General features: G+C 68.7%; 17 protein-coding genes and 1 pseudogene. 2 read left to right on the top strand and 16 right to left on the bottom strand.

Annotation, left to right across the window (positions count from 1 at the left end; translation table 11 throughout):
- Positions 1 to 4: 4 nt before the first annotated feature.
- The 11 genes and pseudogenes from TSB10GB4_RS15325 to TSB10GB4_RS24060 form a co-directional block, all read right to left on the bottom strand.
- Positions 5 to 922: an aspartate carbamoyltransferase gene (locus TSB10GB4_RS15325; RefSeq protein ID WP_186396427.1), complete on the bottom strand. Its 918-nt coding sequence runs from the start codon at positions 920 to 922 to the stop codon at positions 5 to 7.
- A gap of 51 nt (positions 923 to 973) precedes the next feature.
- The gene (locus TSB10GB4_RS15320) at positions 974 to 1924 is read right to left on the bottom strand and encodes a ThiF family adenylyltransferase (RefSeq protein ID WP_186396426.1); all 951 of its coding nucleotides are present in this window, start codon (positions 1922 to 1924) and stop codon (positions 974 to 976) included.
- A gap of 31 nt (positions 1925 to 1955) precedes the next feature.
- Positions 1956 to 2408, bottom strand: a complete 453-nt coding sequence (locus TSB10GB4_RS15315) for an SET domain-containing protein-lysine N-methyltransferase (protein WP_186396425.1) — start codon at positions 2406 to 2408, stop codon at positions 1956 to 1958.
- 179 nt (positions 2409 to 2587) lie between these two features.
- Positions 2588 to 3196, bottom strand: coding sequence for a maleylpyruvate isomerase N-terminal domain-containing protein (locus tag TSB10GB4_RS15310; protein ID WP_186396424.1), 609 nt, complete (start codon positions 3194 to 3196; stop codon positions 2588 to 2590).
- Positions 3193 to 4299, bottom strand: coding sequence for a cupin domain-containing protein (locus TSB10GB4_RS15305; RefSeq protein ID WP_186396423.1), 1107 nt, complete (start codon positions 4297 to 4299; stop codon positions 3193 to 3195). Before TSB10GB4_RS15305 ends, TSB10GB4_RS15310 begins: the two co-directional genes overlap by 4 nt.
- A gap of 30 nt (positions 4300 to 4329) precedes the next feature.
- Positions 4330 to 4977, bottom strand: coding sequence for a maleylacetoacetate isomerase (maiA, locus tag TSB10GB4_RS15300; protein WP_186396422.1), 648 nt, complete (start codon positions 4975 to 4977; stop codon positions 4330 to 4332).
- Positions 4978 to 4981: 4 nt separating this feature from the next.
- Positions 4982 to 5677: a fumarylacetoacetate hydrolase family protein gene (locus tag TSB10GB4_RS15295; RefSeq protein WP_186396421.1), complete on the bottom strand. Its 696-nt coding sequence runs from the start codon at positions 5675 to 5677 to the stop codon at positions 4982 to 4984.
- A gap of 15 nt (positions 5678 to 5692) precedes the next feature.
- Positions 5693 to 7660 carry a TRAP transporter fused permease subunit gene (locus TSB10GB4_RS15290; protein WP_186396420.1) on the bottom strand — a complete coding sequence of 656 codons (1968 nt, stop codon included), beginning with the start codon at positions 7658 to 7660 and terminating at the stop codon, positions 5693 to 5695.
- A gap of 76 nt (positions 7661 to 7736) precedes the next feature.
- Positions 7737 to 8717: a TAXI family TRAP transporter solute-binding subunit gene (locus TSB10GB4_RS15285; protein WP_186396419.1), complete on the bottom strand. Its 981-nt coding sequence runs from the start codon at positions 8715 to 8717 to the stop codon at positions 7737 to 7739.
- 98 nt (positions 8718 to 8815) lie between these two features.
- Positions 8816 to 10471: a benzoate-CoA ligase family protein gene (locus TSB10GB4_RS24065; protein WP_371328912.1), complete on the bottom strand. Its 1656-nt coding sequence runs from the start codon at positions 10469 to 10471 to the stop codon at positions 8816 to 8818.
- Between the two features lie 147 nt (positions 10472 to 10618).
- Positions 10619 to 11224: pseudogene (locus TSB10GB4_RS24060) on the bottom strand (FAD-dependent monooxygenase); the annotation flags it as partial.
- Between the two features lie 436 nt (positions 11225 to 11660).
- On the opposite strand from TSB10GB4_RS24060, the gene TSB10GB4_RS15275 reads away from it, so the two are divergent.
- Both TSB10GB4_RS15275 and TSB10GB4_RS15270 read left to right on the top strand, forming a co-directional pair.
- Positions 11661 to 12086, top strand: a complete 426-nt coding sequence (locus tag TSB10GB4_RS15275; RefSeq protein ID WP_186396417.1) for a thioesterase family protein — start codon at positions 11661 to 11663, stop codon at positions 12084 to 12086.
- Positions 12067 to 12861 (top strand): IclR family transcriptional regulator, encoded by a 795-nt coding sequence (locus TSB10GB4_RS15270; protein ID WP_186396416.1) that lies wholly within the window; start codon positions 12067 to 12069, stop codon positions 12859 to 12861. The genes TSB10GB4_RS15275 and TSB10GB4_RS15270 overlap by 20 nt, the downstream gene beginning before the upstream one ends.
- 218 nt (positions 12862 to 13079) lie before the next feature.
- Here the strand turns inward: TSB10GB4_RS15270 and TSB10GB4_RS15265 are convergent, their stop codons facing one another.
- The 5 genes from TSB10GB4_RS15265 to dctP form a co-directional block, all read right to left on the bottom strand.
- Entirely contained in the window at positions 13080 to 13976 is an 897-nt protein-coding gene (locus TSB10GB4_RS15265) for a hydroxymethylglutaryl-CoA lyase (protein ID WP_186396415.1), read from the bottom strand.
- Positions 13977 to 13986: 10 nt separating this feature from the next.
- A complete protein-coding gene (locus TSB10GB4_RS15260) occupies positions 13987 to 15264 on the bottom strand; it encodes a hydroxymethylglutaryl-CoA reductase, degradative (RefSeq protein WP_186396414.1) in 1278 nt (425 codons plus the stop codon).
- 25 nt (positions 15265 to 15289) lie between these two features.
- Entirely contained in the window at positions 15290 to 16603 is a 1314-nt protein-coding gene (locus TSB10GB4_RS15255) for a TRAP transporter large permease subunit (RefSeq protein WP_186396413.1), read from the bottom strand.
- Entirely contained in the window at positions 16600 to 17112 is a 513-nt protein-coding gene (locus TSB10GB4_RS15250; RefSeq protein ID WP_186396412.1) for a TRAP transporter small permease subunit, read from the bottom strand. Before TSB10GB4_RS15250 ends, TSB10GB4_RS15255 begins: the two co-directional genes overlap by 4 nt.
- A 98-nt stretch (positions 17113 to 17210) precedes the next feature.
- Positions 17211 to 18242: a TRAP transporter substrate-binding protein DctP gene (gene dctP / locus TSB10GB4_RS15245; protein WP_186396411.1), complete on the bottom strand. Its 1032-nt coding sequence runs from the start codon at positions 18240 to 18242 to the stop codon at positions 17211 to 17213.
- Positions 18243 to 18346 lie beyond the last annotated feature (104 nt).

Here is an 18346-nt window from a genome sequence, read left to right as displayed (position 1 = left end):
GAGGCTATTCGCGCTTGGCCGTGAGCAGGTGTTCCATGACGGCGATCCGCACGGGCACGCCGTTATGGGCCTGTTCGAAATAGCGGGCCTGGGGCATGGCATCGACGTCATGCGCCAGATCCTCGACCCGCGGCAGCGAATGCAGGACGATCGCCTCCGGCCGGATATCGGCGAGCCGGGCGGCGGTCAGCGCGAAATAGCTGTCGACCGGTTCGCCGCGGCGCTCGGTGATGCCGTTGTGATAGATCACGTCGACGCTGCGCTTGACGTCGTCGAGATGGGCGATGCGGGTGAAGCGGATGCCGGCGCGGCGATAGTGTTCGGCATCGGCATGGTCCATCCAGAACTTGTCCGGGCACAGGACGAAGATCTCGGCCTGCGGATAATGCGCCAACGCCCGGATCTGCGAGCGGAAGGCGCGCAGATGCGTGCCGCCGATGATCAGGATCTTCAGCCCGTCGATCCGTCCGAACGCCTGCTCGATCGTGTAGAGGTCGATCAGCGCCTGGGTCGGATGTTCGGCGCGCAGGCCCATGCCGTTGCCGGCGTTGATCACCGGGATCGTGCTGGCGGCGGCGAAGTCGTAGACCCCGTCGGCCTGCGGATGGCGGATCACCGCGAGATCGGCGAAGCCGGACAGGACACGGGCCGTGTCGGCAAGGCTCTCGCCCCAGTTGGAGCCGGCCCGCGAGCTTTCCGGCTCGATGGTGATGACCCCGCCGCCGGCCCGCAGCACGCTCGACTGGAAGCCGTATTGCGTGCGCGTCGAGGGCGAGAAGAACAGCATGGCGGCAAGGGCTCCGGGAATCCGGCCGGCCGCCCCCGCGGCGATCTCGCGCGACCGCGCGAGGATCGCCCGGATCGCGTCGCCGCCCAGATCGTCGATGGACAGCAGGTGCCGTGGTTTGGTTGCGGCCGGCATGGCGGGCTCCCGGAGGTCTGGATGTCGTGAAGAGAGGCGGGGCGGCTGCGCTCAGCTTGCCGCGCGCCAGTCGAAGTCCGGCTTGAAATGGGCCTCGTGCACGCCGTCGTTGGCCCAGTTGCCGTCGAAGGCGTAGAAGCCGGCATCGAAGGTCGCCGTGTCGACGAGGTAATAGGCCGGGATCGGCGGCAGCGGCTCGCAATAGGGCGCCTTTTCCAGGCCGCACAGGACCAGCACGGAGCGGGCGGCGACATAGCCGCAGGCGATCGGCGGCACCGCGCCGAGGATCGGGATGTTGCCGACATCGTCCATCCATTCGTAGACGGTGTCGCGGTCGGGGAAGCGCGGAAAGTAGTTGGCCTGCATCTTGATCAGCCGCTCGACGTCGTCGCGGTCCAGCGTCTTGTCCTCGGGAATGCCGAGCAGCTCCTCGTAGGTCATGCCGTGCTTGTCGAACTTGTAGACGGTCGACGCCCAGCCCCAAACGCAGGCGCACAGCATGGTGATCGCCCGCGGGCTCGCCCGATAGGCCCGGTGCAGCGCGTAGCGCTCGGAAATCAGGTAGAAATCCGTCATGTCGAGCAGCAGGTCGCAGCCCTCCACGAAGTCCTCGGCGGTGTGGCGCTGGATCCCGTCCGGATAGATCTCGACGGTCACGTCGGGCGTCATCTCGTGCACCATCTCGCCGACCACCATCGCCTTGTTGCGGCCGACCGTGTTCTTGCCGGCGCCGAGCTGGCGGTTGATGTTGGAGGCGTCGAAATGGTCCGGATCGGCGAGCTTGAGATGCCGCACCCCCATGCGCGCCAGTTGCACGGCGAGATAGGAGCCGATGCCGCCGCAGCCGGCGACGCCGACCGTCGCATTGGCGAGCTTGTCCTGGGAGAGCTGGCGCTGCTCCTCGTCGAGGCCGAGAAAGCACAGGGAGCGGGACACGCGCTCCTTGTAGAAGGCCTCGTCGTGAATGCCTTGCAGCTTGATCTTGCGGGCTTTTTTCAGCATGGAAGGGTCCTTTCGTCGATATGGCGCGGGGTCAGGCGGCGAAGCTGTCGCCGTCCGGGTACTCGTCGAGATTGGTGTAGTGGATGGTGACTTCCGCCCCGGCGGCGATGGCGGTGAGGGCGCGCAGTTGCAGCCAGAGGCCGTCGGCCTCGAAGCTCCACTGGATCACGGCGTTGTTGTCGGCTGCGTGGTTGCAGTAGGACATGCCGCCATTGATCAGCGCATAGGTGTTGCCGGGATTGCCGGGCGCGTAGTCGGCCGGGTTGGCGAGCAGATGATCGAAGACGGCGGTGGGCTTGAGCACTGCGCTTTCATCGGCATCGAAGAAGATGCCGGGGGCGCGCTGCAGCAGGGTACCTGCGTCGACCGCCCTGCGTGCATAGACGCCGCGGCCCTTCTTTCCGGCTTCCCGGACGCAGATCAGCTCATATCCGCTCTCGAAATCTTCGGGAGCGGCTGAATATGGTCTTTCAAGGGATGACATAGTCTCTTTCCTCGCAGCCGACGTCTGTCGTCGAGGAAAAGACTATTTGGGATGGCGCCCCGTTGATATGATCCGCAGGGCTCAATTTGGGTCTATCCTGGCGTGTATTTCGGCAGGAAAGCGGCTTTTGCGTGTGACTGCCGGTCGCGGCCCGAGCGCCTGAAGGCGCTTTGCGGGCGTTACAGGTCGAGCAGCGCCGGGCTCGGCGACGGCCTGTCCCGCGCCAGCGTCTCGGCAAGGCCGGGCGGTGCATCGGCGATCCGGCCGCCGGCGCGAAGGTCGAGCCCGTGCCGCCACAGCGCGCGGGCGCGCAGCCACGGCGTCTCGGCAAGCGCGATCCGCCGCCCGGCCGCATCCTCGATCGCGCGCTCCCACTGCGGCGCCTCCAGGTCGCGCCATTCCACATCCAGGTGGATCGCGGAATGGGCGAACAGGTGGCGCAGCGCCCGTGCCGGCTGGCTCGCCTTGCGGCTGACGTCGTCCGGGTCGACCGCCGCGCGTCCCGGCATCGGCCCGGCCGCGCCGCCCCGCGCCCAGGCGACGATCCCGCTGAGCGCCCGCGCATGATAGCCGACATGGGCGACGAGCTGCCGTCGCGTCGCGCCGGGGATCGCGGAGGGCGCGTCGAGATCGCCATCGTCCAGCCCGTTCAGCAGCCGGGCGAAGAAGGCGGTGCCCTGCCGCGCCCAGGCCAGCGTGCGGGCCGGGGCGGTCGCCGCGTCGTAGCGCGCCCCGGCGCCCTGGCGGCGGCGCAGTTCGGCGCGCGCCGCCTCCAGCGGATCGCTCATCGTCCGGCCTCCTCCACATGGGCGCGGGCGAAGTGCAGCCGCTCCATGATCGGCGCATCGGAAAAGCGGAACAGGTCGAACCGGGTCTCGGCCTGCAGCGACCAGGCGATCCAGGACGGGATGACGAACAGGTCGCCGGTCTCCAGCCGGTGCTCGTGCCCGCCCATGACCACCGCGCCGCGCCCGTCGAACACCTGGAACACGCTGGAGCCGACCTCGCGCCGCGCCGGCGTCTGGCAGCCGGCGCGCAGCCGGTGGAACTCGCAGCGGATCGTCGGCATCACGTCGCCGCCGGTCGTCGGGTTGACGTAGCGCACCGCCGCGTGGCCGGGCGCTGCCGTCGCCGGCTGGCCCTCCTCCTCCAGCAGCAACTGCTCGCTCAAGGCCCGGTCGGTGACCTCCCAGCGATAGGCGCCGATCGGCGAGCTGACGGTTGCCTGCAACCCGGAGAGCGGGCGCAGGCCCGGATGGCACCACAGCCGCTCGCCGCGCGAGAAGCGCGGCGTCGCATAGTCGGTCACCCGGTCGGAGCCGAATTCGAAGAAGCCGACATCGTTGTGCTGGGAGAAGGGGATGTCGAGCCCGTCGATCCAGGCCATCGGCCGGTCGGTGTCGTTGTGGTGGCCGTGGAAGTTCCAGCCCGGCGTCAGCAGCAGGTCGCCCCGGCTCATGCGCACCGGATCGCCGTTGACGACGGTCCACACGCCCTCGCCCTCGACGACGAAGCGGAAGGCGTTCTGCGAGTGGCGGTGCTCCGGCGCGGTCTCGCGCGGGCCCAGATACTGGATCGCCGCCCACAGGGTCGGGCTGACATAGGCATGGCCGCCGAGCCCCGGATTGGCGAGGCCGATGGCCCGCCGCTCCCCGCCGCGCCCGACCGGCACCAGCTTGCCGGAGGCCTCGGCCAGCGGCAGCAGGTCCGCCCATTTCCACACATGCGGGCGGGCGCGCGGCTTGGGGTGGACCGGCATCAGGTCGCCGATCTGCGTCCAGAGCGGGATCAGGTGATTGTCGGCGAAGCCGCGATACAGCGCGCGCAGCTCGGGGCTGTCCTGCGGCTGCATCGCGTGCTCGACCGTCTCGTGCGTCAGGGCGTCGTTCATGGCACTCTCCGTTCCGTCTCGGGTGGCGGGTCAGGCGGCGTCCGGCTGCCGCGGCGGGGCCGCCTCGGCAAAGGCCGGGATGGCGTCGAGCCGGCCGAAGATCGCGGCGATGGTCGGCCAGGCGTCAGTGTCGATCTGGAAGCGGCGGTTGTTCCACACCTGCGCGTAGAGGCAGATGTCGGCAAGGCCCGGCGTGTCGCCGTGGCAGAAGGCGCCGGTCTCGCCGTCCCGCGCCAGCATCGTCTCCAGCGCGTCGAAGGTGGTCGTGACCCAATGGGTGAACCAGCGCGCCTGCGCCGCCTCGTCGGCGCCGAACTGCTCGGCCAGATAGCCGAGCACCCGCAGGTTGTTGAGCGGATGGACCTCGCAGGCGATCATGTTGGCGAGCGCCCGCACCCGTGCCCGCCCGTCCGGATCGGCCGGCAGCAGCGGCGGCTGCGGCCGGGTCTCCTCCAGCCATTCGATGATCGCCAGCGATTGGGTCAGCACCCGCCCGTCCTCGCGCTCGAGCGCGGGAACCAGCCCTTGCGGGTTGAGCGCCAGGAACTTCGGTGTGCGCGTCTCGCCCTTGCGCAGCGCGTAGGAGACATAGCCGTAGTCGAGCCCCTTCAGCTTCAGCGCGGCGCGCAGCCGCGTCGAGGTGGAGGAGCGGAAGAAATTGTGCAGCACCAGGGTCATGGGATCACTCGCGCGGGCCGATGGGGGTGACGATCTCGCCGAGCCCCTCGATGGCGACGGTGCAGGTGTCGCCGGGGGCGAGCGGGCCGACGCCGGCCGGCGTGCCGGTCATGATCAGGTCGCCCGGCCGCAGCGCGATGGAGTGCGACAGGATCGAGACGATCTCCGGCACCGACCAGATCAGCTCGCTAAGATCCGCGTCCTGGCGGATCTCGCCATTGACGGCAAGGCGGATGAAGCCCCTGTCGGGATGGCCGATCTGCTCGGCCGGATGCACCGGGCCGATCACCGCCGAGCGGTCGAAGGCCTTGCCGAAGTCCCAGGGCCGGCCCTTGTCGCGCGCGGCGAGTTGCAGGTCGCGCCGGGTCAGGTCGTTGCCGACCGCGTAGCCGAACACATGCGACAGGGCGGTGTCGCGGGCGATGTCGCGCCCCGCCCGGCCGATCGCCACCACCAGCTCGGCCTCGTAGTGAAAGTTCTCGGTCTCCGGCGGATAGGCGACGCTCTCGCCGCTCGCCACCACCGCATCGGCCGGCTTGGTGAAGAAGAACGGCGGCTCGCGCTCCGGGTCCTTGCCCATCTCGCGGGCATGGGCGGCATAGTTGCGCCCGACGCAGAAGATGCGGCGCACCGGCAGCAGGGCCTCGCTGCCGGCGACAGCCACCGTCGGCACGGGGAGCGGTGGGAAAATATACGACATCGATCGGTCCTTCCTTCAGTCGCGTGTCAGGGGAGAGGCGGTCGCCGGCGCCGGGGCGCTTCCGGCCCGCCACAACAGGGCGAGGGCGACAAGGCCCGCGCCGTTGATCCACAGCGTCGCCTCGCCGCCGATCCCCGGCGGCAGCAGCAGGGCAAGGCCGGCGGCGGCGGTGGCGAGCCGGCGGGCCGGGCCGGCCGGCCCGTGCAGCCAGCCGACAAAGGCGGCGGAGATCGCGTAGACGCCGAGCGCTGCGGTGACCACCGCCACCAGACTGTCGAGCGGGTCGCCGATCAGCAGCAGGGCCGGCGAGAACACGAACAGGAACGGGACGATATAGGCGGTCCAGCCGAAGCGCATGGACTCCATGGCGGTCGCCATCGGCGGCGCCTTGGCGATGGAGGCGGCGAAGAAGGCGCCGATGCCCACCGGCGGCGTCACCATCGACATCATGCCGAGATAGAAGATGAACAGATGCGCGGCGATCGGCTCGACGCCGGACTCGATCAGCGACGGGGCGACCAGCACCGCGAGCAGCAGATAGACCCCGACCGTCGGCATGCCCATGCCCAGCACCAGGCAGACGGCGGCGGAAATCAGCAGCAGCAGGAACAGGTTGCCCTGGCCGAGATCGACCAGCGCATAGGTCACGGCGAAGCCGAGGCCGGTGACGTTGAGCACGCCGATGATGAAGCCGGCGGCGGCCGAGATCATGATGATGTCGGTGATCGCGACGCCGGTCTCGACCAGGCAGTCCCACAGGTTGCGCAGGCCCATGCGCAGCTTGCCGTAGCCGCAGCTCAGGCCGATGCCGAGGGCGGCCAGCGCCCCCCACAGCGCCGCCGTCTCGGCCCGCTGGTTGAACCAGAACAGCGCCGCGACGATCGCCGCGAAGGGAAGGGCGAACACCCAGCCGCGCGCCAGCACCTGCGCCGCCCGCGGGATCTCCTCGCCCTCGACCGGGCGGATGTCCTGCTTGGCCGCCAGCAGGTCGGCCTGCGCGAACAGCGACACGTAGTAGAGCAGGGCCGGGACGATGGCGGCGACGACGATCTCCGAATAGGGCTTCTGCAGGATGTCGGCCATCAGGAAGGCGACCGCGCCCATCACCGGCGGGGCGATCTGGCCGCCGGTGGAGGCGACCGCCTCGACGGCGGCGGCGGTGGTGCGGCGGAAGCCGGACTTGATCATCAGGCGGATGGTGACGACGCCGGTCGCCACGATGTTGGAGACGACGACGCCGGAGATCGAGCCGAACAGGCCCGAGGCGACGATGGAGATCTTGGCGGCGCCGCCCCGGCGGCGGCCCATGGTCGCCATGGCGATGTCGTTGAAGAAGCCGGCGCCGCCCGAATGCAGCAGCACCTGGCCGAAGAACACGAAGGCGATCACCACGGTCGCCGCGACGTTGAGCGTCAGGCCGAGCAGGCCGTTGGGATCGAAGGCGAGATAGACCGCGAGCCGCACCGGCGCCACTTCCCGCGTCTGCAGGATGCCCGGCACCAGATGGCCGATCAGGCCGTAGCCGCAGATCGTCAGCACGACGATCACCAGCACCCAGCCGACGCAGCGGCGCAGTGCCTCCAGCACCAGCGCGAACAGCGCGATGCCGGCCACCAGGGCGTCCCAGGGCAGCATCATCGCCCGCCCGACCAGCGAGGGATAGGCCGCCGCGACATAGAGCGACAGCCCCAGTCCGGCGAGGCCGAGCACCGGGTCGGCGAGGCGCTGCAGCCGGCTCATGCGGCGCCGTCCGATCGCCGTCGGATCGCCGAGAAAGACCAGTGCCAGCGCCAGTCCGAGGACCGCGGCGAGGAACTGCTCCGTATAATAGGAGTAGCCGAGCCGCGAGCCGAGATCGGCCGCCTGGGCAAGGGAAAGCAGCGTCAGTGTGCCGCCGAGCGCCGCGCGCAGCAGGCGCGTCGCGGCGACGCCGCCGCCATGGTTGCTGCCATGGTCGCCTTCCGGTGTCTGGGTGGGTGCCATTGTCTGTCCTGACGAGGTTCGATCGCGCGCGCCGGACGGACGGCGGGGTGCCGCCCGCCCGTCCACGACCTAAGGGTCATTCGACCGGCGTCTGCGCGATGCCGCGCTTGGCGAAGAAGGCGACCGCCCCCGGATGGTAGTCGAGCCCCGGATAGGCCTTGAAGGCGCTCGCCAGGTCCAGCGCCCGCAGCGGCGGATAGGCGGTGCCGATCGCCTCGGCCTCGTCGAACAGCACGCCGAGCAGCGCCTCGACCTGCGCGTCGCTGACATGCGCGCCGGCGACCAGGATGTTGTCCCAGGTGACGAAGGCCATCGGCTCGTGCACGCCGACGCGGGGCGGTGCCGGGGTCACTTGCGAGAAGTAGAAGGCCGGGCGCACCGTGCGGATGCGGGCCAGCGTGTCGTCATTGGCCTCGATGGTCAGGAAGCGCACCCCGCCGACCGAGGCGTCGACCTCGGCCACCTTCGGACCGCCAAGGGCGAAGAAGGCGCTGTCGACCCGGCCCGAGGCCATGTCGTCGGAGCCGCGGATCAGCTCCGGCACCGGCACCTGCCGCACGTCGTCCCAGGTCAGCCCGCCGGCCGCCAGGATCGCCGAGATATGGGAGCGGGCGATCGGAAAGGCGTCCCAGCCGGAGGGCACGCTGCGGCCCTTCAGTTCGGCCACCGCCTTCAGCCCGGAGCTTTCCTTGACATAGAGGCCGACCGGGAACGGGTTGACGCGGGCCAGCACCCGCAGGTTCGGCATCGCCGCCGTGTATTCGCCGCTGCCCTCAACGGCGGAGATCACGTCGTTGACGTCGTTGAGCGAGAATTCCGCCAGCCCCTCGTTCACCGACTGCATCATCTGGGCATTGCCGCCATAGGGCTGCACCACCATGCGCATGCCGGCGCTGGTGCGGGCCTGGCCGGCGATCACCGAGGCCATGGTGTTCCACACCGAGCCCTGCGGCGGCGTCGAGATCGAGGCCACCTGGGCCAGCGCGGTTGCGGCGCCGCCGATCAGCACGGCGGCGGCCAGGGCGCAGGTTGCAACTCGTTGTCCAATGCGTGTCATGTCTTCCTCCCCTTCAAAAACCTGTCGTTTTGGCTTTGGCGGCCCGCTCCGTCCCTGGTGCGCGAGGCTGCCTCGGTCCTCCCGGCGTGCCGGCCCGGTCACGCCCGCTGCATCAGCGCCTGGCGGTCGATCTTTCCGGTGCCGGTTTTCGGAAGCTCGTCGATGTAGTCGATGAGGCGCGGATACTTGAACGGCTGCAGCCGCGACTTGACGTAGTCGCGCAGCCGCTCGCTCTGCTCGTCGCCCTGCCGCGAGCCCTCGCGCAGCCGCACGATCGCCCGCAGCGTCATCCGCCGGTCGGGCAGTTCATGCGCCAGCACGGCGCATTCGTGCACGTCCGGATGCTCGTTGAGGCAGCGCTCCACCTCCAGCGGCCAGACCCACTGGCCGGACACCTTGATCAGGTCGTCGGAGCGGCCCTGGAAGTAATAATGTCCGTCCCGCTCGACGAAGCGGTCGCCGGTATGGATCCAGCCGCCGCGCATCGTGTCGCGGGTCTTGTCGGGCCGGTTCCAGTAGCAGGGCGCGGAGGAATGGCCGCGCACCAGCATCACGCCTTCCTCGCCCGGTTGCGCCGGCCGTCCGTCCGCCGTCTCCAGCCGGATCTCGTAGCCGGGCACCCGCCGGCCGGCCGCGCCGATCCGGTGGTCGTCCAGCGCGTTGGACAGGTAGATGTGCAGCAGTTCGGTGGAGCCGAGCCCCTCCGTCGGGCCGTGGCCGGTGCGTGCCTTCCAGGCGTCATAGACCTCCTGCGACAGGATCTCGGCCGCCGACATCGACTGGCGCAGCGACGACAGGTCCCGCGCCGCCAGCGACGGCGCCCGCGCCAGCGCGGTGTAGAGCGTCGGCAGGCCGAACAGCACGCTCGGCCGCCATCTCTCGATCAGCGCCAGTACGTCGTCCGGGCGCGGCTGACCCGGCATCAGCAGCGTCGTCGCGCCGACCGAGAACGGGAAGGTGAGGGCATTGCCGAAGCCATAGGCGAAATAGATCTTCGGCACCGAGAAGCAGATGTCGTCCGGCGACAGCTTCAGCACATGGCTGCCGAAGGAGGCCTGCGTATAGGCCATGTCGTGGTGCAGGTGCACGACGCCCTTCGGCCGGCCGGTCGAGCCGGACGAATACATCCAGAAGGCCATGTCGTCCGGGCCGGTATCGGCACAGGCAAGCTCCGTGGCCTGTCCGGCAAGGAAGGCCTCCGCCGCCATCTGCCGGTCGCCGCCCGCCAACCCTGCGACCGATCCTGAGGCCGGGCCGTTGACGAGGATCACCCGCTCCAGCGCGGTGCCGGCCAGCGTGTCGCCGGCGAACCGGTCGGCGAGCGCCGCCTCGCACAGCGCCAGCCGTGCGCCGGTGTCCTTCAGGAAGAAGTTCAGCACCTCGGGCGTCGTCTGGATGTTCAGCAGCACCGGCACCAGCCCGGCGCGCACCGCGCCGAAGAAGGCGGCCGGGTAGGCCGGCGTGTCGTCCAGGAAGAACGGGATGCGCTCGCCGCGCCGCAGCCCGGCGGCAAGGAAGGCATTGCCCCAGCGCGCCGCTTCGCCGACCAGTTCCCGATAGGTCAGCGTGCCGGCGGGGCCGGTCACCGCCGGCTTGTCCGGGTAGCGGGTGAGATTGTCCCACAGGATCGCCGAACAATTGGCGTGGTTGGCCTTGTCGAAGCCGATCTCGGCCGCTCCCGGCGTGTCGTCGCCGACCGGATCGACGATGGCCGGCGCCGGCGCATTGGCCTTGGCGGCCTCGTAGCGCGCCATGAATTGCGGGGCGATGGAGCGCAGCCGGTCCATGTCGACCCGGCCCGAGCGGGTCATGTAGTCGAAGGCGAAGTCGAGCGGCGGCAGGTCCATCTTCGTCGCGAAGCTCTCGTACCAGCCGGCCGAGGTGTTGGCGGCGTCGACGATCTTGCGGGCGATCGGCTGGCGGTCGCGCTGATAGGCGGCCAGCGCCGCGTCGACATCGTCCTGCGCGGCGAGCGCGCGCACCAGGGCGATGGCGTCCTCCATGGCAAGGCGGGTGCCCGAGCCGATGGAGAAATGCGCCGTGTGGACCGCGTCGCCGAGCAGCACGTGGCGCCCGGCCACCCAGTTGCGGCACCACAGCCGGGGAAACTGCCGCCACATCGAGCGGTTGGTGATCAGCGGCCCCCCCTCCAGCACCTCGGCGAAGATCTCGCCGCAGACCCGGGCGCTCTCCTCCTCGTCCATCTCGGCAAAGCCATGGGCGCGGAAGGTCGCCGCGTCGCATTCGACGATGAAGGTGCTGCGGTCGGGTGCGAACCGGTAGTGATGGGCGTTGAGCGAGCCCTTGGCGCTGCGCACGAAGCTCTGCGTCAGCGTGTCGAAGGGACGCGGCGTGCCGAACCAGGCGAAGTGATTGTCGAAATGCTCGAGCCTCGGCTCGAAGGCGTCGGCCAGGCTGGCGCGGACCAGCGAGTTCAGCCCGTCCGCGCCGACGATCAGGTCCGCGTCCAGCTCGTCCAGCGCGTCGACGCGGTAGGAGTAGCGCATCTCGACGCCGAGCGAGGCGGCGTGCCGGCGCAGGATCTCGATCAGCTCCAGCCGGCCGATGGCCGAGAAGCCGACCCCGTCGAGCAGCACCTGCCCGCCCGGCAGGTTCAGCGTCATGTTGCGCCACCGCTCCATATGCGGCGTGACCAGGTCGTGAATGTCCGGATCGTCCGCCTTCAGGAAGTCCAGCGCCTGGTCGGAAAACACCACTCCGAACCCGAATGTCGCCCCTTCCGGGTTCTGTTCGCTGACCCGCACCCGCACATGCGGCAGCAGGCGGCGAAACAGGATCGCCGTGTACAGCCCGGCCGGGCCGCCGCCCAGCACCTCGACCTTGGAAAGCCCGCGCATGCTCCTCCCTTTCCCTCTCGACAAGCGTGGGAGGGGAAGATACAAACAATTCCACAATATGCAACATCTTTCATATGGTGGAATTATGAGCCGGCCAGCCCACAGTTTCTCGACCCGCGCCAGCTTCGGCGACTGCGATCCGGCGGGGATCGCCTTCTATCCGAACATTCTCGGCTGGCTGGACCGGACCTTTCACGACTGGCTCTGGGAGTTCGGCGGTCATGCCGCCCTGTGCGCGCGGCTTGGCGCGCGCGGCATCGGCGTCATGGAGGTTTCGGCCCGCTTCCTGGCGCCGATCCGCGAGGGCGACCGGCTGACGGTCGAGCTGGCGGTGGAGGAGTGGAAGGAGCGGGCGGTGCGGCTCGCCTATCGGATCGGCTCGAACGACCGGCTGGTGGCGCTCGGCCACGAGACCAGGGGACTGTTCGCGCAAGGCCCGGACGGTATGATGGCGGCGCGACTCGATGCGCTGCGCGATGTGCTGGAAGACCATGAAAAACAGGCAGGGTGAGACGGAAGACGGCGAGCCCTCCGGCGGCATACAGTCGCTCGACGCGGCGCTGCGGCTGCTCCGGGTGATGACCGGCTACAGCCGCCCCATGGCCCTGTCGGAGATCGCCCGCGATTGCGGCATGCCGCTCAGCAAGGCGCATCGCTACCTTGCCTCGTTCCTGCATGCCGGGCTGGTCGAGCAGGCCGGCCGCTCCGGCAAGTACGATCTCGGCGCCGGCGCCGTGCGTCTCGGCCTTGCCGCCCTGGCCCGGCACGACTTCGTCAACCGCACGGCGGAGGAACTGCCGGACCTGTGCGGCGAGACCGGCCTCACCGGCCTGCTGTCGGTCTGGGGCAACCAGGGCGCCACGGTCATCCGCTGGGAGCGCACGGCCTCGCCGGTGATAACCTCGATGGGGCTCGGCACGACGCTGCCGCTGCTCAACTCGGCGACCGGTCGCGCCTTCCTCGCCTGGGCGCCCCAGGGCGCGATCCAGCAGGCGCTGGAGGTCGAGTTGCAGCACGCGCGCCACAACCCGAACCTCATCTCCGACCTGACCGCCACAACCGAGGGCGTCGCCGATCTGCGCCAGGCGACCCGCGCCGCCGGTTATGCCACCGTCGACGGCCGGTTTATCCCCGGTCTCGTGGCGATTGCCGCGCCGATCCTCGACTGGCAGGGCGAGGCGCAGGCGGTCGTGACGCTGATCGGCACCGATCCGGCCGCGACCCGGCCGGGCTCCGACCCGGTCGCGCGGCTGCGCGCCTTCGCGCAGCGCCTGTCGCTGACGTGACCCAATTTGGCATTACGTAACGTCATATGAGCCGTCCCGGCCGACGCGCGACCGACCCGCTCCGGCGCCGCGCCAGCGACATCCGGGCAGAATTCGGGCGGCTCGCCGCCTTTGCCGATTTCGAGAGGCAAAACGCAATTTCGCGCGATATTGAGACGGAATTTTGCAAAATCCGTCTCAATTTTCGAGACGGCTGTCGCGCCGGTTTTAGGCGCCTATCAGGAACTGCCGCGCAGCGCCTTGTAGACCCGGCTGGTCGGGCGGATGCCCATCTCGCGCGCGATGAAGGCGACCGCGTCGAGCAGCGGATCCATCGAGATTTCGCAGTCGTAACAATCGCCTAGGAGCAGATAGAGCACGTCCTCGGTGGCGACGTTGCCGGCCGCTCCCGGCGCGAAGGGGCAGCCGCCGAGCCCGCCGGCCGCCGCATCGACGGTGCGAATTCCGAGCCGCAGCGCCTCGGCGACATTGGCGATGCCCATACCGTAGGTGTCGTGAAAATGCGCGGCAAGGTCTGCGAGCGGAACGTGTCCGGCGACCGCCTCGACGACCGCGGCGATGCGCGCCGGCGTTGCTTTTCCGAGCGTTTCGCCAAGCGAAATCTCGCCGCAGCCCATGTCGCGAAGCGCCCGCGACACCTCCGCGACCCTGGCCGGCGCGACCCGCCCGGCATAGGGACAATCGGTGATCGTCGACACGTAGCCGCGCACGAAGATATTGTAATCTTTCGCTTTTTCAACGAGCGGCCGGAAGCGGGCGAGCGACTCGGTGACGGTACAGCCGATGTTCTTTTCGGCGAACGCGTCGCTCGCGGCGGTGAACACGGCGACCGCGCGGGCGCCGTGTTCGATGGCCTGCTCAAGGCCGCGCTCGTTGGCGATGAGCACCATGTCGCCGTCCCGCTCGCGCGAGCCCGTCGCGGCCATCACCTCGGCGGTGTCGGCCATCCGCGGCACGGCTTTTGGCGAGACGAACGAGCCGACCTCGATCCGCCTTATCCCCGCCCGCCGCAGGTGCTCGACAAGGCCGATGCGCGCCGCCGTCGCGATCGGTTCCTTGCGCGCCTGCAGCCCGTCGCGCGGGCCGACTTCGACGATGGTGACGGGCTCGCTCATCCGCTCCGGCCTATTTTCCGGCGCGCAAGGCGGCGAGGATTTCCTCGGCGATATCCTGGCGAACCTTGCCGCGCGCCTTGAGTTCGCGGGCCACCTGGTCGATTTCATCCCCGACCGCGCCGACCAGCAGGGCGACGTTCTGGGCATGCAGCGCCATGTGGCCCTTCTGGATGCCGGTGGTCGCCAGCGCCCGCATCGCCGCGAAGTTCTGCGCAAGGCCGATGGCGACGATGATCCGCGCCAGTTGGTCGGCGCTATCCACGCCCAGGAGCTTGAGGCAGGCCTGCGCGGTCGGGTGGATCTTGGTGGCGCCGCCGATCAGGCCGACGGCCATCGGCATCTCCAGGATGCCGACCAGATTGCCGTCCGCGTCCTCCTCCCAGCGCGACATCGAGCCATAGTGGCCCTTGCGCGCGGCGAAGGCGTGGGCGCCGGCCTCGATGGCGCGGGTATCGTTGCCGGTGGCCAGCACTACCGCACTGACACCATTCATGATTCCCTTGTTGTGGGTGGCGGCGCGATAGGGGTCCGCATCGGCGAAATGATAGGCCGAGATCATGTCGTCGCGCACCTCTTCGCCGCCGATCTCCTCCAGCGGCCACACCGCGCGGGCCCGCACCACGCGGCGGTCGGCGAGGTTCGTCAGGATCCGCAGCAGGCTGCGGGCGCCGGTCCACTCCACCAGCCGCGGCGCCAGCGCCTCGGCCATGCTGTTGACCGCGTTGGCGCCCATCGCGTCGCGCGTGTCGACGATGATGTGGACGATGGTCATCGGCCCTTCGGCCGTCTCGATCACCCGCACCTCGATGTCGCGGAAACCGCCGCCGAGCTTGACCAGAAGCGGGTCGGTCTCGTCGCAGATCGCGCGAATTTCCTCAATGCGTTCATAGACTTTGAGGCGCACCTGCTCCGGATCGCTGGCGCCGAGCAACTGGATCTGTGCCGCCATCACCGGCCCCGACGAGGAGGTGAAGAAGCCCCCCGTCGGCCGGCAGCGCTTGGCCGCGTTGCAGACCGCGGCGATGACGGAGGACTCCTCCGTCGCCATCGGCACCAGGACCTCGCGGCCGTCGACGATCATGTTGGTGGCGACGCCGATCGGAATGGCGATGCTGGAAATCGCGTTCTCGACCAGCCGGTCGGCCAGCTCGATCCGGCCTTCCGCGGCAGTCGCGAAATTGGCGATCGCCTCGTTGCCAAGGCCGGCCTTGGCGGCCACCGCCTGAAGGCGCTCAGCCGGCGTCATCTTGTGGAGACCTTCGATACGGGAAGATCGCGCGTCGCTCATGGTCAGTCCTGTCCTGGGTAAAGTCTTACTGGATCATGGATTTCGGCAGCCACAGCACCAGTTCGGGGAACATGGCGCAGATCAGGATGCCGAGGGCCTGGAGAAGCATGAAAGGGATGATGGCGCGGTAGACCGTGCCCATGCCGATGCCGGCGGGCAGCACCCCCTTCATGTAGAAAAGCGTGTAGCCGAAGGGCGGCGAGATATAGGCCATCTGCGCCGACACGAGGAACAGGATGCCGAACCACAGCCGGTCGAAGCCAAGGAAGTCGATGACCGGCAGGAACACCGGCACGCACAGCAGGATGATGCCGATCTCGTCCAGGAACATGCCCAGAAAGAACAGGATCGCCAGCATCACAGCCAGCACCAGCCAGCGGTTGGTGTCGAGGTCCTGGATGAAGCCGAGCAGGAAGTCGGCCCCGCCCGTGCCGGTGAAGATCGCCACGAAGGCGCGCGCGCCGATGGTGATCCACAGGATCATCGTCGTCACCTTGACCACGTCGAGCGCGACGCCGGTGATCAGCTCGCCGTTGAAGCGGCGCTCGAGCAGCGCCGAGACGAAGGCGAGCGCGACGCCGACGGCCGCCGCCTCGGTCGGGGTGGCGATGCCCATGTAGATCGTGCCGAGCACGCCGACGATGATCAGCATCGGCAGGATCAGCGACTTCAGCGCGCCGAGCCGCATGGCCCAAGTGATCTCGTCGTCGTCCGTCGGGCGCGGGGCGATCGACGGGTTCAGCGCCGAACGCAGCACGATATAGCCGATATAGAGCGAGGCCAGCAGCAGCCCCGGCACCACGCCGGCGATGAACATCTGGCCGATGGAGGCCTGCGCCGTCACCGCGTAGACGATGGTGATCACCGATGGCGGAATGAGAATGCCGAGCGTGCCGCCGGCGCAGATCGTGCCGATGGCCAGTTCCGGCTGGTAGCCGCGTCTCAGCATCGATGGCAGCGCCAGCATGCCCATGGCGGCGACGGCCGCGCCGACGATGCCGGTCATGGCGGCGATGATCGTGCAGATCGCCACGGTGCCGACGGCAAGGCCGCCCGGCAGGCGCCGCGACCAGATCTCCATCGCGTTGTAAAGGCTTTCGATCACGCCGGAGCGCTGCAGCACGCTGGCCATCATCACATAGAGCGGGATCGCCAGCAGCGATTCCGAGCGCATCGTGTCGTAGAGGTTCAGCACGGTGACGGTCAGCGCCGACGGTCCCCACAGGACGACGGTGAAGAACAGCGCCAGCGAGCCGAGAACGAAGGCGAGGGGCAGGCCGGTGAGCAGCAGGCCGACAAGGCCGCTGAACATCACCAAGAGAACGAGTTCGGAACTCACGGGCGGGCCTCCTTGCCGGCGGCGGCGGAGGGCGTGCGCAGTGCCATGCCAGCTTCGACGAGCGCCTGGGCGAAAAGCATCAGGAAGGCGAAGGGAACGATGAACTTGACCCACCAGATCGGCGGGTTCCAGGCGGAGAAACTGGTCTCGCCGAACTGGAAGGCATTGACCGCGAGCGGCCAGCTCACCCAGCCGAACACCGCAGCAAAGATCGCGATCACCAGGAAGCTGAATATTTCCAGCGCCTTGCGCGTGCGGCCTGAGCTGCGTTCGCTAAAGATGTCGACAGCGACATGCCCGCGCAGATGCAGCAGATAGGGGCCGGCCAGCATGAAATGCGGACCGAACAGGAGCGTGCTCGCCTCCATCGCCCAGACGGTTGGCGCCTGGAAGGCATAGCGGGCGACGACCTCGTAGAGCAGCATCGGCACCACGGCGAAGATCGCAAGGGCGGCAATGCCGAAGAGGATCCGGTTGAGGCCGGTGACGAAATTGAAAACTGGGGTCATGAAGAAAGCCTGCTGTCGGTGACCGTCTGCTGTGGGTCAGGCAGGACGCAGCAAAACGGCGGGCGACGCAAGGGCGCCGCCCGCCGGGGAGGAAGGGCTCAGAGAAGCCCGAGCGACTGCATGAAGGCGGTCTGGCTCTCGACGATCCGGGTGGCGAGCGCGTCGCCCTTGGTTGCCGTGGTCCAGGAGGCGACCGCCTTGACGCGCGCCTCGGCGATGTCGGCCGGATCGAGATGGATCACCTCGACGCCCTGCGCGCGATACTTGTCGAGCACGAGCGTGTCCTGCACCAGGATGCGCTGGCGCAGCGAGCCGGAAATCTCGCGCGCGGCAACCGCCAGCGCCGCCTTGAAGGAGGCCGGCAGGGCCTCAAAGGCGGCCGTGTTGGCGACATAGCTGGTGGCGGTGGTCGGCTGATGCACGCCCGGCAGGATGATGAACTTCGCCACCTCGCCGAGACCGGCCTCGAAATTGGCGGTCAGGTCGCCGCGGTCGGCGAAGTCGATCAGGCCCTTCTCCAGGCCGGAATAGACGTCGGCGGTCGCCATCGGCGCGACGGCGACACCGAGATCGCCCATCACCGCGGAGGCGAGGCCGACGAAGCGGCCCTTCTTGCCGGCCATCTCGGCAATGCTCTCGATCTTGACGGTCGAGTGCATCGGCTCCTCGCCGTAGACGGTCGGGGCGATGTAGGAGAGGCCGGCCTTGCCATAGGCCTCGCGCGCCATGTCGAGGCCGCCGAGTTCGTAGAACCAGGCCTCGTACTGGTCGGCTTCCGGGAAACCGAAGGGAATCGTCGAGGTGAAGGCGAAGGCCGGGATCTTGCCCGCCTCATAGCCGTCGAAGGTCTTCATCATCTGGAAGGCGCCACTGCGCACGGCATCGAAGGCCTGCGCCGCCGGTACGAGCTGTCCGGCGGAGAACAGCTTGATGTCGAACTTGCCGTCGGTCAGTTCCGCAACACGGGCGACGAAGGCCTTCTCGAACTCGAACGGCGTCGTGCCACCGTCCCACAGCGCCTGCATGCGCCACTCGACGGCCTCCTGCGCGCGGGCGACCGCGGGCATGGCAAGCACACCGCCGCCAATGGCGGAAGCGGCGAGAAAACGGCGTCTGGAAACATCCTTCATGTGCATCCTCCCGGATAGTCGGTTTGTTATGTCCGCGAACTGTCCTAAGAATGACTGGGACAATCAAGGGACAGTTCCTGTCAAATTTGCGATGACTGTCCCAG

The organism is Stappia sp. TSB10GB4, from assembly GCF_900185745.1.
Classification (GTDB): domain Bacteria; phylum Pseudomonadota; class Alphaproteobacteria; order Rhizobiales; family Stappiaceae; genus Stappia.
Note: the sequence above shows the minus strand (reverse complement) of the source record. Positions and strands in the feature narration are given on the sequence as shown.